Origin of the sequence: Alkalihalobacterium elongatum (assembly GCF_019024285.1) — a bacterium.
GTDB lineage: Bacteria > Bacillota > Bacilli > Bacillales > Bacillaceae_F > Alkalihalobacterium > Alkalihalobacterium elongatum.
Genome location: NZ_WMKZ01000006.1, coordinates 85,458 through 98,405, shown reverse-complemented (window position 1 = coordinate 98,405; position 12,948 = coordinate 85,458). Strand labels below are relative to the sequence as shown.

At 37.0% G+C, this 12,948-nt stretch carries 15 protein-coding genes and 1 pseudogene; 15 read left to right on the top strand and 1 reads right to left on the bottom strand.

Going from position 1 to position 12,948, the window contains the following annotated elements; genetic code table 11:
• Positions 1-60: 60 nt before the first annotated feature.
• The 6 genes from GKP30_RS09695 to GKP30_RS09670 all read left to right on the top strand — a co-directional run bounded on the left by GKP30_RS09695 (position 61) and on the right by GKP30_RS09670 (position 4,459).
• Positions 61-564, top strand: coding sequence for a QcrA and Rieske domain-containing protein (locus GKP30_RS09695; protein ID WP_216829232.1), 504 nt, complete (start codon positions 61-63; stop codon positions 562-564).
• 14 nt (positions 565-578) lie between these two features.
• A complete protein-coding gene (gene qcrB, locus GKP30_RS09690) occupies positions 579-1,250 on the top strand; it encodes a menaquinol-cytochrome c reductase cytochrome b subunit (protein WP_075384751.1) in 672 nt (223 codons plus the stop codon).
• Between the two features lie 33 nt (positions 1,251-1,283).
• Positions 1,284-2,060, top strand: coding sequence for a menaquinol-cytochrome c reductase cytochrome b/c subunit (locus tag GKP30_RS09685; RefSeq protein WP_216829231.1), 777 nt, complete (start codon positions 1,284-1,286; stop codon positions 2,058-2,060).
• Between the two features lie 121 nt (positions 2,061-2,181).
• Positions 2,182-2,769, top strand: a complete 588-nt coding sequence (lhaT, locus tag GKP30_RS09680; protein ID WP_456237151.1) for a lipoprotein heptaprenylglyceryl N-acetyltransferase LhaT — start codon at positions 2,182-2,184, stop codon at positions 2,767-2,769.
• Positions 2,770-2,856: 87 nt separating this feature from the next.
• Positions 2,857-3,642 (top strand): sporulation protein YpjB, encoded by a 786-nt coding sequence (gene ypjB, locus GKP30_RS09675; protein ID WP_216829230.1) that lies wholly within the window; start codon positions 2,857-2,859, stop codon positions 3,640-3,642.
• Between the two features lie 130 nt (positions 3,643-3,772).
• The gene (locus tag GKP30_RS09670; protein WP_216829229.1) at positions 3,773-4,459 is read left to right on the top strand and encodes a zinc metallopeptidase; all 687 of its coding nucleotides are present in this window, start codon (positions 3,773-3,775) and stop codon (positions 4,457-4,459) included.
• A 91-nt stretch (positions 4,460-4,550) separates the two neighbouring features.
• Here the strand turns inward: GKP30_RS09670 and GKP30_RS09665 are convergent, their stop codons facing one another.
• Positions 4,551-5,423, bottom strand: coding sequence for a YitT family protein (locus tag GKP30_RS09665; RefSeq protein WP_216829228.1), 873 nt, complete (start codon positions 5,421-5,423; stop codon positions 4,551-4,553).
• 166 nt (positions 5,424-5,589) lie between these two features.
• Here GKP30_RS09665 and GKP30_RS09660 point away from each other — a divergent pair.
• From GKP30_RS09660 to panD, 9 genes and pseudogenes are all read left to right on the top strand, one after another.
• Positions 5,590-5,974, top strand: a pseudogene (locus GKP30_RS09660) (nucleotide pyrophosphohydrolase).
• Positions 5,975-6,781 (top strand): 4-hydroxy-tetrahydrodipicolinate reductase, encoded by an 807-nt coding sequence (gene dapB, locus GKP30_RS09655; protein WP_216829226.1) that lies wholly within the window; start codon positions 5,975-5,977, stop codon positions 6,779-6,781.
• An 11-nt stretch (positions 6,782-6,792) separates the two neighbouring features.
• Positions 6,793-7,185: a methylglyoxal synthase gene (gene mgsA, locus GKP30_RS09650; RefSeq protein WP_216829225.1), complete on the top strand. Its 393-nt coding sequence runs from the start codon at positions 6,793-6,795 to the stop codon at positions 7,183-7,185.
• A 30-nt stretch (positions 7,186-7,215) separates the two neighbouring features.
• The gene (bshA, locus tag GKP30_RS09645) at positions 7,216-8,343 is read left to right on the top strand and encodes an N-acetyl-alpha-D-glucosaminyl L-malate synthase BshA (protein ID WP_216829224.1); all 1,128 of its coding nucleotides are present in this window, start codon (positions 7,216-7,218) and stop codon (positions 8,341-8,343) included.
• A gap of 14 nt (positions 8,344-8,357) precedes the next feature.
• Positions 8,358-9,527 (top strand): CCA tRNA nucleotidyltransferase, encoded by a 1,170-nt coding sequence (locus GKP30_RS09640; RefSeq protein WP_216829223.1) that lies wholly within the window; start codon positions 8,358-8,360, stop codon positions 9,525-9,527.
• A 2-nt stretch (positions 9,528-9,529) separates the two neighbouring features.
• On the top strand, positions 9,530-10,498 hold the full coding sequence (locus tag GKP30_RS09635; protein WP_407928604.1) for a biotin--[acetyl-CoA-carboxylase] ligase: 969 nt from the start codon (positions 9,530-9,532) through the stop codon (positions 10,496-10,498).
• A 288-nt stretch (positions 10,499-10,786) separates the two neighbouring features.
• Complete coding sequence (panB, locus tag GKP30_RS09630; RefSeq protein WP_216829221.1) at positions 10,787-11,623, top strand: 3-methyl-2-oxobutanoate hydroxymethyltransferase; 837 nt, start codon at positions 10,787-10,789, stop codon at positions 11,621-11,623.
• Positions 11,624-11,626: 3 nt separating this feature from the next.
• Complete coding sequence (gene panC, locus GKP30_RS09625; RefSeq protein ID WP_216829220.1) at positions 11,627-12,475, top strand: pantoate--beta-alanine ligase; 849 nt, start codon at positions 11,627-11,629, stop codon at positions 12,473-12,475.
• Between the two features lie 44 nt (positions 12,476-12,519).
• Positions 12,520-12,903 carry an aspartate 1-decarboxylase gene (gene panD, locus GKP30_RS09620; RefSeq protein ID WP_216829219.1) on the top strand — a complete coding sequence of 128 codons (384 nt, stop codon included), beginning with the start codon at positions 12,520-12,522 and terminating at the stop codon, positions 12,901-12,903.
• Positions 12,904-12,948: the final 45 nt, after the last annotated feature.

The following is a 12,948-nucleotide window of genomic DNA, read 5'->3' as shown; positions in this document are numbered from 1 at the left end:
TATATGTGTTAAATTTATGTCCGGTTTGGACTTAACTTACAACGTAGGGGGGGAAATAGAGTGAGTGAGAAAGATCATAAAGTATCAAGACGTCAATTTTTAACGTATACGCTAACAGGGGTTGGCGGTTTCATGGCTGCAGGTATGATTATGCCTATGGCTCGTTTTGCGTTAGACCCTGCTTTAAAAGTTGGTGCGGAAAGCGATATGGTTGCGATTGATCTACATGTTGATGATGTTACTGAAGAACCAGTTCGCAAAACCTTTCAATTTGAGCAGGTAGATGCATGGTATACTTCAGAAGTAACTGGGTCAGCTTGGGTATTTAGACAAGGCAATGAGATTATTGCATTATCTCCAGTATGTACTCATTTAGGCTGTACAGTAGACTGGAACACGAATCCAGACTACGAAAACCAATTCTTCTGCCCATGTCACTTCGGTCGTTTTGAGCTTGACGGTACAAACGTTGCTGGTACACCACCAACACGACCACTTGATGTGTATGAATTAGAAGTAAGAGACGGATATATTTACTTAGGTAGACCAATTCGAAGAGGATAGGAGGGGCGTAGCTCATGTTACAGAAAATTTACGACTGGGTTGATGAACGTCTCGATATTACTCCTATGTGGCGTGATATCGCGGATCATGAAGTGCCTGAGCATGTTAACCCTGCCCATCACTTTTCAGCATTTGTTTATTGCTTTGGTGGGTTAACATTCTTCGTCACAGTCATCCAGATCCTATCTGGTATGTTCTTAACGATGTACTATGTACCAGATATTATTAATGCTTATCATTCCGTTGCATATTTACAAAATGAAGTAGCTTTTGGTGTTATCGTTCGCGGTATGCACCACTGGGGAGCTAGTTTAGTAATCGTAATGATGTTTCTACATACGTTACGTGTATTTTTTACAGGATCATATAAGAAACCTCGTGAGTTAAACTGGGTAGTCGGAGTACTTATTTTCTTCGTAATGTTAGGCCTTGGTTTCACAGGTTACCTTTTACCTTGGGATATGAAAGCGTATTTTGCGACTGTAGTAGGTTTGCAAATCGCTGAAGCAACGCCAATTATCGGTGGATTTGCTAAAACATTACTTGCTGGTGGAGAAATTATTGGGGCAGCTACGTTAACGCGTTTCTTTGCAATCCATGTATTCTTCCTACCAGGTGCTCTTTTAGGTTTATTAGGAGCTCACTTCTTCATGATTCGTAAGCAAGGTATTTCTGGACCGTTGTAAAATTAAAAAACAATTTATAAAGGAGGGAAATCGATGCATCGTGGTAAAGGGATGAAGTTTGTTGGTGACTCTCGTGTTAAAGACTTAGAACACAGAAAACCTAACATTCCAAAAGACTATTCTGAATATCCAGGTAAAACGGAAGCGTTTTGGCCAAACTTCCTTTTAAAGGAATGGATGGTTGGTGCGGTATTTCTAATTGGTTACTTATGTTTAACTGTTGCCCATCCATCGCCATTAGAGCGTATGGCTGACCCGACTGACGCAGGTTATATTCCGCTTCCTGACTGGTATTTCTTATTCTTATATCAATTATTAAAGTATGAATATGCTGCTGGTGACTACACAGTTATCGGTGCGATCGTTATTCCTGGTCTAGCATTTGGTGCATTACTTTTAGCTCCATGGTTAGATACTGGAAAAGAAAGAAGACCATCAAAGCGTCCTGTAGCTACAGGTTTAATGCTTTTAGCAGTAATCGCTACTATCTACTTAACTTGGGAGTCTGTTGACCAACATGACTGGGAAGCAGCTGCTCAACAAGGTGCAATCATTGAGCATGAAATCGATGATACAGCTCAAGGGTACGAAATTTATGCATCACAATCTTGTATTGGATGTCACGGAAACCAAATGGAAGGTGGATCTGCTGGTTACGCTTTAGTTGAAACAGGCTTAACTGTTGAAGAAATTAAAGAGATCGTAATTAACGGACGTGGTACAATGCCTCCAGGCCTATTCGATGGTACTGATGAAGAGCTTGAAGTTCTTGCACAGTTTATCGCTAATGACGGTCAAGGTGACGAATAATATTTATTGAAAAGCTGACTATTTAGTCAGCTTTTTTTACACATTGAAGAATTTAATGAATGATTGTTATGTTTTGCTTTGATAACTCTAAGGGGTGTTTCATGTGATATCATTTTTAAAGATGTTTCGGCATCCTCTAATGCTGTATATGCTATTGATAATTAATTTTTTTGGGACGATTTATGGTTACTACTGGTATAAAGATCAGCTTGCTGCTACCCCAACACAGTTTTTAATTTTCGTCCCAGATAGCCCTACTGCTAGCCTATTTTTTCTATTCGTTTTAGTTGCTTTTATTGTAGGTAGGAATGTCCCACTCTTCGAAGCATTAGCCGCTGTAACTTTAATTAAGTATGGCCTGTGGGCTGTAGCTATGAATATAGGAGCTGGTGTAACAGGCTCTCAATTAGGTTGGCAAAATTATATGCTAATTGCCTCTCATTTTGGAATGGCGTTACAAGCTGTACTTTATTTGCCGTATTACCGAATAAAAGTGTGGCATTTATTAGTTGTTGCTCTTTGGACTTTACATAATGACATCATTGACTACGTATATTTAATGCATCCATACGTTTCTTGGAGTCTTCAGCCTTACATCCACCATATTGGCTACTTCACATTTTGGCTAAGTATCTTTTCTATACTCGTCGTTTATTTATATGGTGTAAAAGAAGATCGTTTGAAGCTTTCGATTCGGTCTAGAGCGTAAACATAGAATTCCTGAAAAACTTGTCCTGAAATTGGTCTACTCTTGTCCACTTATTCATAGATTAGAGTAGATGAAGGAGGGACCGAAATGCGCTCGTTTTTTATTATATTAATTTCTATATTCGTCTTGAGCATGCCATCATATAGTTTAGCCGCTGATGATAATAAGGAGTATTGGGGTAAATTAAATGATACGTCTGATAAGGTGTTACAACTAGTAAAACAAGAAAAGCTTGAAGAAGCGAAACAATTGTTAGATTACTTCTCAAAGCAATTTTTATCCTTAGATCATAAACAATCTTCTCTTTCTATGAGTGATCTTCAAATCGTGACAAAATCGTATGAACGAGCGATGGAATCAGTTACTGCAGTTTCCATGGACCGTGTAGAACGAGTTAGATTAGCGACAGAATTTAGGTTAGTTGTAGATGCCTTAACAAGTCCGCATCATCCATTGTGGTTAAGCTCTGAGCAATCGGTTATGAAATCAATTAATGAATTAAAAGAAACTATGCAGCAAAAAGATGTCCAAGCATTCCGTCATAAAATCAATGAATTTTTACGTTTATACCAAATGATACGACCAGCTTTATTAGTTAGTGTGGATGGTGTAGAGGTTCAAAAAATAGAGTCACTCGTACAATTTATCGATCGTTATGGAAACGATATGATTCATGATCCAGATATGCAGAAGCAATTATATGTAATGGAAAAGGAATTCCAAGATTTGTATCAACAAGTTAAAGAAGATAGTGCAGATCCATCGCTTGTTTGGGTTATGCTAACAATTGGTGGGATGATTATCATTTCTTTATCGTATGTAGGATGGAAAAAGTATCGGGCCGAAAAACGAAGAGTAAAAGTAAGAGATTAATTTTACTTCATTTACAGCGTGTAAATGTCAATAACTCGCCACAAAAAAGCTTACTTATAAATTGACTTTTTTTGATGTTTAAAATAGAATTATTATTAAATGTAATGTACAACGAGAGGTGAGTTAACAAATGGGTTTAGGAGCATTTCTAATTTACTTTGCGATTATTTTGATCATTCCAATTTGGGCGCAAAGAAAAGTAAAGTCAGCCTATAAGAAGTATTCACAAGTAGCGGCTACTTCAGGAATGACTGGTGCACAAGTTGCTCGTAAGATACTAGACGATAACGGATTATATGATGTAACAGTTGAACCGATTCGCGGGGAATTAACGGACCATTATGACCCACGTGCAAAGGCAGTCCGTCTTTCAGAAAAGAACTACTACGGAAATTCTGTAGCAGGTGCAGCTGTTGCGGCGCACGAAGTCGGGCATGCAATGCAAGATGCTGAAGAGTATGCGTTTCTACGTTTCCGTCATGCGTTAGTTCCAGTAGCGAACTTCGGTTCAAACACGTCATTTATTATTCTAATTGCAGGGTTTCTTATGGGAATGTCGGGGTTAGTCCTTTTAGGGATTATTTTCATGGCAGCTGCGGTTCTTTTCCAAGTAGTTACTTTACCAGTTGAGTTCAATGCAAGTAGTCGAGCAATGGGACAAATGGTGTCTTCTGGAGTTATTCGTAATGATGAAGAACGTGAAACAAGAAAAGTATTAGATGCTGCAGCATTAACATATGTAGCGGCTGCACTAGTTGCTGTAATGGAGCTTGTGCGTTTCGTATTAATGTATATCGGAATGAACAGTGACGATTAAGAAAGACTGAAAACGACTGAAGGATTTTCCTTCAGTCGTTTTTTTTATTTAGTTTCCCTAGTAATATTTATAGAGGAGGAGCTACAAATAATTATGTCTCTATTGGTTTTTTATTTTCATCTAATGTAAAGCCCTCACCGATTACGTCTTGAACGTCATTGACGGTAACAAAAGCATGTGGATCTATTCTTTCTACTAATCCTTTAAGGCGAATAAGTTCATTACGGCCAACAACACAGTATAGCACTTCTTTATCGGATCCAGTAAAGCTTCCTTTTCCTTTAAGTACAGTGGCGCCACGATCCATTTCTTTTAAGATAGCACTTGCAATCTCTGACACGCGATCTGAAATAATAAACGAAGCTTTTGCGGAATAAGCGCCTTGTTGAATAAAATCAATGACTTTTGCTGCGATAAAAACAGCTAACAATGTATACATGGCTTCCCGATAGTTTAAATAAAGTAACGATGAACCTATAACCATTGCATCAAAGATAAACATCGTTTTCCCCATACTCCAGCCAATGTACTTATACCCTAACTTTGCTATGATATCTACTCCACCAGTCGTACCCCCATAGCGGAAAACAATTCCTAGCCCCACTCCGATAAATACTCCAGCAAAAAGTGCAGCTAGTGTCATGTCATCGTGGAGCGGTAATGAGATAACAGGATATCGTTGAAAGATATATAAGAATAGTGAGACACCTAAAGTTCCGATAATTGTATAGATAAAAGTATGTCTTCCTAATATATACCAGCCGACAAAAAACAGAGGTATATTTAATAACAGGTTTGTAATGGCAGGATCAAAATTGAAAATAAAGAATAAGATGAGTGTTATTCCTGTAAATCCACCGTCTGCTAAGTTGTTCTCCATATTAAAATAAACGAGACCAAAGGAAAGAATGGCAGACCCAAGTAGAATAAAAAATACGTTTTTAAATTTAATACGATATGTCATGCGTTTACGTCCTTTTTTGGTTATTGTAGTATCAATTGTTGTCGCACGAATATTATAATGGATATGCAAAAATTGGGCAAATTGGTTTTGTCTATATGGTATTCTTAAAGAGTTCCAAGTTTGGTGTAAAAAGCAAAACAAAAAAAATGATTTATTAGATAAATATTTGTCAAATGCTCTTGAATTAGCTAACATGAACATAAGGGGTGTTGAGTATGGAAGAACGCAGCTTAAGAGATATGCAACGGGAAGTTGATGCATACATAAGTCAATTTAAAGAAGGTTATTTTAGTCCGTTAGCAATGCTAGCAAGGATGACTGAAGAATTAGGTGAATTAGCACGTGAAGTAAATCATTACTACGGAGAAAAGCCGAAAAAAGAATCAGAAGATGAGCGCTCTATGGAACAAGAAATGGGCGACCTTTTTTTCGTGCTTATTTGTTTTGCTAATTCTTTAAATATTAATTTAGATGAAGCATTAGAATTGGTCATGGAAAAATTTAAAACAAGAGATGCCGATCGCTGGACAAAAATAGAGGAGGAATTTTAAATGGCAGAGGATTTAATTAAAATCGTTATTGCAGGACCTAGAGGTAATATGGGCAGTGAAGCAGTGAAAATGGTGACTGCGGCTGAACATTTTGAGCTTGCTGCAGTTGTTGACTCGAAAAATAATGGAAAATTGTTAAAAGATGTAGAGGGACAGCCAGCACTTAATGTTCCTATTTATGAGGATTTATCAGTCTGCTTAGCGGAGCATGAACCACATGTACTAATCGACTTAACTGCACCAAAGTTTGGGCGTAAGCATATGGAGATTGCTTTTGAGCACGGTGTTAGACCTGTTGTAGGAACAACTGGCTTCAATGAGCAAGATATTATAGACTTAAGAAAAATAGCAGAAGATAAGAAGTTAGGTGCTATTATTGCTCCAAATTTTGCAATTGGAGCAATTCTTATGATGAAATTTGCTCAAGCTGCTGCAAAATATTTGCCAGACGTTGAAATTATTGAAAAGCACCATGACCGAAAACTTGATGCACCTTCAGGAACTGCAATTAAGACTGCTCAGCTCATTCAAGAAGTGCGAGCTTCAAAAGTTCAAGGTCATCCAGAAGAAGTAGAAGAATTATCAGGTGCACGTGGTGCCGATATTGATGGAATGCATATACATAGTGTTCGATTACCTGGGCTAGTGGCTCATCAAGAGGTTATTTTTGGAGGACAGGGACAAACGTTAACGCTAAGACATGATTCTATTAACCGTACATCATTTATGCCTGGAATTCAGTTGTCTGTAGAAACAGTAATGAAAATGGATACGTTGATTTATGGCTTAGAAAATATAATCGAATAGGGGAAGTTAAGGTGAGAATTGCATTTATCGCACATGATCAAAAAAAATTAGATATGGTCAATTTTGTAACTGCATATGAACACATATTCAAAGAGTATGAATTATATTCAACAGGAACGACTGGACAACGTATAATGGACGCGACATCTTTAAGAATTACGCGATTTTTGTCAGGTCCGTATGGTGGGGATCAACAGATAGGAGCACTGATCGCTGAAAATCGAATGGATTTGGTTATTTTCTTTAGAGACCCACTAACGGCACAACCGCATGAACCTGATGTAAATGCTCTATTAAGACTCTGTGATGTTCACTCAATACCGTTAGCCACCAATATGGCTACTGCAGAAATATTAATTAAAGGGATTGAACGTGGAGAACTTGAGTGGAGAAAGAAAAATTAACGCCGAAGGCCAAAAGAAGTGAGGAGACATATGAAACTAAAAATTGGAATTAGTTGTTATCCTTCGGTCGGAGGTTCTGGAGTTATTGCAACTGAATTAGGAAAGCTGCTAGCAGAACGTGGGCATGAAGTTCATTTTATTACTTCTAGTGTACCGTTTCGCCTTGATAAACTTGATCCAAATATTTATTTTCATGAGGTAGAAGTAAATCAATACTCTGTATTTAAACATCCCCCATATGATTTATCTTTAGCTAGTAAAATTGCTGAGGTTGCAAGAAGACAAAAATTAGATTTACTTCACGTCCATTATGCTGTTCCACATGCAATTTGCGCTTATTTAGCAAAACAAATGGTTGGTGATCATTTAAAGATTGTTACTACATTGCATGGCACTGACATAACTGTATTAGGATATGATCCATCTTTGACTGAAATTATCCGATTCGGGATTGAACAATCAGATACAGTAACAGCAGTTTCAAATGATCTTGTTAGACAAACCCGTGAATTATTACACGTAAATAAAGACATTGAAACGATTTATAATTTTATTGATGAACGTGTGTATTATAAACGAAACAATACTGAGCTAAAGAGGCGCTATCGTATTAATGAAGATGAGAAGGTAATCGTTCACATATCAAATTTTCGACCTGTTAAGCGTGTAAAGGATGTTATATTAAGTTTTTCAAAAATCAACGAATATGTCCCTTCGAAATTACTATTAATAGGTGACGGTCCAGAGTTAACAGTTGCTTGTCAACTCGTAAAGGAATTAGGCATTGAAGAACAAGTGTTGTTTTTAGGCAGTCAAAAAGATGTGGCTGAAATTCTGTCTATTTCGGATTTATTATTATTACTTTCTGAAAAGGAAAGCTTTGGATTAGTAGCATTAGAAGCAATGGCTTGTGGTGTTCCTGTAATCGGAACTAATATTGGAGGAATCCCTGAAGTGATTGATGATGGTAAAACAGGGTACATATGTGAACTTGGTGATATTGCCATGATTAGTGATAAGGCGATAACTTTATTATCTGATGGAGATCTACAAGAAAAAATGAGCAAAAATGCTTACCAACGAGTACTTAACAACTTTAGCTCAAAAGATATTGTTGACCAATATGAACATATCTATCATTCAACTCTCAATAGATGAATAGGGGCAACGTTATGGAACCGTTATTTTATGTCGGATCAAAGGTTATTCAAACTATCGAGCAGAAAGGCTATGAAGCTTATTTTGTCGGAGGAGCTGTTAGAGACTTTCTTTTACAGCGAACCATCAATGACATAGATATTGCGACATCTGCGCCTGTAGAACTGGTTGAGCAATTCTTCGATGTTACGGTTCCAGTAGGTAAAGAACATGGTACGATCATCGTTCTTTTTGAAGATCATTCTTTTGAAGTAACGACATTTCGCACATCTTCTTCAAATTATCCTTCATTAGAAGAAGATTTACTAAAACGTGATTTTACAATCAATGCTATGGCAATGAACGGAAAAATGGAGTTGATCGATCCGTTTAGTTTTCGTAAGGATCTTGAAAATAAACGAATTCGTGCTGTTGCTAATGGAATGGAACGTTTCATAGAAGATCCTTTACGAATACTTCGTGCATGCCGCTTTAGCAGTCAATTAAATTTTATGATCGAAGCTGAGACGATAGAGGCAATGAAAAGCTGTCGATCTTTAATTGAAGGAGTCGCGATAGAAAGAACTGTTGTAGAATTCGAGAAGCTAATAAGAGCAAGTTCGTTTTCTCGTGGTGTTGAGTACTTACTTTCTACGGGGTTACTACCACATATTTCATTTCTAGAAAATAAAGAAGAAGCTCTAAATACACTAGCTACTTTAAATCTTGATGCTCTTATTTCACTAGAAGAAGTTTGGGCAGCATTTTTATATGTAGATAATTCAGAACGAGATTACTTAAGTTTTTTGAAGGAATTAAAAAAATCAAAGCAGTTTGTTCATCAAGTTGTTCGGCTACTAGAAGCTTTAAAACGGATTGAAATTTATGGTTGGTCGAAGCTGTTACTATATAGTTATGGTCTAGAAAGCAGCTTGAAATTGGGACGAATACTTTCTGTTTTAAATCCTAGAGACCTTCATTTACTAACTGAACAAAAGATTTATAGTATGTATAATCACCTGCCTATCAAAAGTCGCCGTGACTTAAATGTAAATGGCAAGATACTCGTAAGGTTATTTCAAAAAATTCAAGGGCCGTGGATTGAAAAATTATTAATAGAAGTAGAGGAAGCTGTTCTAGAACAAAAGATTCAGAATGATCAAAATGAAATACTAGCTTGGCTAATGAAAGAGAGGGATTTTTAATGATGAAGGAGAAGCTTTTGGAGATGCTGTCAGAAAATGAAACTGGCTTCGTATCAGGGGAAAAAATTAGTAACCATTTGGGGTGCTCAAGGACTGCAATCTGGAAACATATAGAGGAGCTACGTAAAAGTGGTTATGAGGTGGAAGCTGTTCCAAGAAAAGGTTATCGAATTGTTACCAGACCGAATACAATTTCACCACATGAAATAAAAGTATATTTACAAACCGAAAAAATTGGACAAAAGCTTACATATTACGAATCGCTAACTTCTACCCAAGAAGTTGCTCACCGACTAGCACAGGAAGGAGCTGTAGAAGGACATGTAGTACTTGCTGATGAACAAACATCAGGAAAAGGTAGGTTAGGAAGAGTATGGCATTCTCCCATTGGTACAAGTATATCAATGAGCATCATCTTACGTCCCAAAGTTTCTCCGCAAAAAGCTCCGCAGTTAACCCTTCTAGCTGCTGTGGCTGTTGTTAGAGGAATTGAAAAAACAACTGGACTGCAATGTAACATTAAGTGGCCAAATGATATTTTATTAAATGGTAAGAAGATTGTTGGAATATTAACAGAAATGCAATCAGAACCAGACTATGTACATTCTGTCATCATTGGAATTGGTATTAATGTTAACCATAGACGTGAACAGTTTTCGTCAGAGCTTCGTGAAATCGCGACCTCACTAGCAATTGCTAAAGGAGAAGAAGTTAGTCGGGCTAAACTAATAAGTAATGTTTTCTATGAGCTGGAAACCTTATATAAACAATATCTTGTTGAAGGCTTTGATGTGATAAAACCACTATGGGAAAGCCATGCAATAAGTCTTGGAAAAAGAATAATTGCCAGGACAATTCAAGGCACTATTGAAGGTGTAGCAAAAGGCATAACAAGTGATGGTGTCCTACTATTAGAGGATGATGATCAAGTGGTCCACCATATTTATTCTGCAGATATTGAAATAAAATAAAGAAAAGTTGTCACAAATCTGCTACATTTTGTTATACTCTTGATATGGGCAGTATCCATTTGAACTGCACCTTATGGATATAACTACTTTTTTTCAACTAAAAAACTGTAGTCTGCCTTGATCCAATAAGGACTGGGACAGAGGGATGAATTAAACCGATCAACTGTTTATACAGTTTGAATTCATAATTCCTATAAATCCTTCTTCGCCTAGTTTGGGAAGAAGGATTTTTTACTTCTAATCTTTCGGTTTATTCAGTTTCCTCTAATTAAAAAAGGGGGATAAATGATGAAAACATCTACAGATTTTAAGAAAATGAAACAATCAAACGAGAAGATTGCGATGATTACCGCTTATGATGCTCCATCAGCAAAATTAGTCGAACAAGCTGGAGTTGACATGATCTTAGTCGGTGATTCACTAGGAATGGTCGTTTTAGGTTATGACTCAACTGTACCTGTTACGTTAGAAGATATGATTTTGCATACAAGAGCAGTAAAACGAGGAGCAAAGCAAACATTTATCGTTGCTGATATGCCGTTTTTAACTTACCATAGCTCAATTAGTGAGACGATGAATAATGCAAAACAGCTCATGCAAGATGGCGGTGCTCATGCCGTAAAAGTTGAAGGTAATGGGGATGTTATTCATACAATTGGCCTTTTAACTAAAGCTGGAGTACCTGTTGTTGCTCATTTAGGTTTAACTCCACAGTCTGTTGGTGTTCTTGGTGGGTATAAAGTCCAAGCTAAGGATAAAGAAAGTGCTAATGAGCTTATTGAAGATGCAAGGAAAGTCGAGCAGGCAGGAGCGATCGCACTTGTACTGGAATGTGTTCCTAAGCAATTGGGTGAATATATTAGCAAACAACTTTCAATTCCAGTTATTGGTATAGGTGCGGGTGCAAATACAGATGGGCAAGTGTTAGTTTATCATGATGTGATAGGATATGGGGGAGAATTTGTTCCAAAGTTTGTAAAAAAGTATGCTAATCTCTCACCAGTGATTGAACGTGCTGTATCTGATTACGTAAAAGAAGTGAAAAATAAACAGTTTCCAGAAGAAAAACATACATTTACGATGAATGAAGAACATCTTTCGCATCTATATGGAGGCGTGAAATAGATAATGAAAATTGTTGAAACGGTGGAAGAGTTACAAACTATTGTAAAAGAGGCAAAGAGAAATGAAAGCGTTGTCGGATTTGTACCAACAATGGGATTTTTACATGAAGGTCATATTAGTCTTGTAGAGCATGCACAAAAAGAATCCGACATTGTTGTCATGAGTATTTTTGTTAATCCACTACAATTTGGTCCTAATGAAGATTTTGACCGGTATCCAAGGAATTTTGAGAGAGATAGTAGGCTTGCTAAGAATGCTGGAGTAGATATTTTATTTTATCCTAACGTAAAAGAAATGTATCCGACAGAGCCTGCGATGAAGGTTATTGTTCATGAAGGAGTAGATGTACTCTGTGGCAAAAGTCGTCCTGGTCATTTTGATGGGGTCGCAACCGTCGTATTAAAACTATTCAATATTGTTACACCTGATCGAGCATATTTTGGAATGAAAGATGCTCAGCAAGTAGCAGTTATTGAGAAAATGATTCGAGACTTTAATATACAAGTAACTCTAGTCGGCTGTCCAACGCTTCGCGAAGAAGACGGTCTTGCTAAAAGTTCACGTAATGTTAATTTAACAGGTGAAGAGCGTGAAGAAGCTACATTTATTTTTAAAAGCTTAGAATTAGCAAGGAAACGGATTACTGAAGGTGAACGTAATGCAGCAAGTATCAAAGATGAAATGACTACGTTATTAGATAAAAATAGCTCGGGTACAATCGACTATATTGACATTTTATCGTACCCAGAGCTAAAGCACCGTGAGCAACTGGAAGGAAAAGTGATAGTTGCCATTGCTCAACAATATTCAAAGGCCCGATTAATTGATAATATCGTGTTAGATATAAAATAGGTCCAAGCATTTCTTAATTGGGAGAACAAGGAGGAGAACAAATAATGTTTCGTACAATGATGAAATCAAAAATTCACCGTGCCCGTGTAACCGAGGCTAATTTAAATTATGTAGGTAGTATTACAATCGATGAAGATATTATGGATCAAGTTAATATTCTTGAGAATGAGAAAGTCCAAATTGTTAATAACAATAATGGACAGCGCTTTGAAACATATGTTATTGCGGGCCCAAGGGGAAGTAAGGTGTTTTGTGTAAATGGTGCAGCAGCACGTCTTGTACAAGAAGATGACGTAATTATCGTTATTGCTTATGCACTTGTTGCAGAAGAAAAAGTACTTGAACATGAACCTAAAGTTGCCATCATGAATGAAAAAAATGAAATAGTTGAAATGATTGGTACAGAGCCTGCTGCTACTGTATTGTAAGGCAACTATTACTAACATAATCCCTTCTCATTAGATGAAAACTGT